Origin of the sequence: Bartonella queenslandensis AUST/NH15, assembly GCF_000312585.1 — a bacterium.
GTDB lineage: Bacteria > Pseudomonadota > Alphaproteobacteria > Rhizobiales > Rhizobiaceae > Bartonella > Bartonella queenslandensis_A.
This window is the reverse complement of record NZ_HE998417.1, coordinates 1-441: the sequence shown is the minus strand read 5'-3', so window position 1 is coordinate 441 and position 441 is coordinate 1. Positions and strand designations below refer to the sequence as shown.

The 441-nt window shown below is 35.4% G+C and carries 1 pseudogene; it reads right to left on the bottom strand.

The features are described from left to right. Positions 1-210: pseudogene (locus BN338_RS10530) on the bottom strand (hypothetical protein); the annotation flags it as partial. Positions 211-441: the final 231 nt, after the last annotated feature.

The following is a 441-nucleotide window of genomic DNA, read 5'->3' as shown; positions in this document are numbered from 1 at the left end:
ATTGCTTTCACTTTCAATATAGCCACCAAGTTGACCGGCTTTAACATCATCAAAGTCTCTTAAAGCTTTAATGCGGTGTAAAGTGATACCGTTAACAATTTTAGTTTCATTTGTAAGTTTATATTTTTTAGCAGGCTCTTGTTTATTAACAAGCGCGGTTTCATTTGAAATGTTAGAGATAACGGGGGTGTTTTTTGATATATTTGTCATATTTAAACCTTACTGATTATACGTTTTTCATTGACAACCCTATAAGGGAGCCGGGCGTTGAAAAACACGGCAGTAAGTCCGTCGTTACACTTTCCTCATAAGAGTATTGTATGGTGTAACCACACCCGACATAATCATTATATGCTAGTGACAGCATAAAAGATAGTCAGTCTTAAAAGCTTTGGAAAGATTGTTTCGTAATCTGTCCGCTTACTGTTTAAAGTGTTTTTC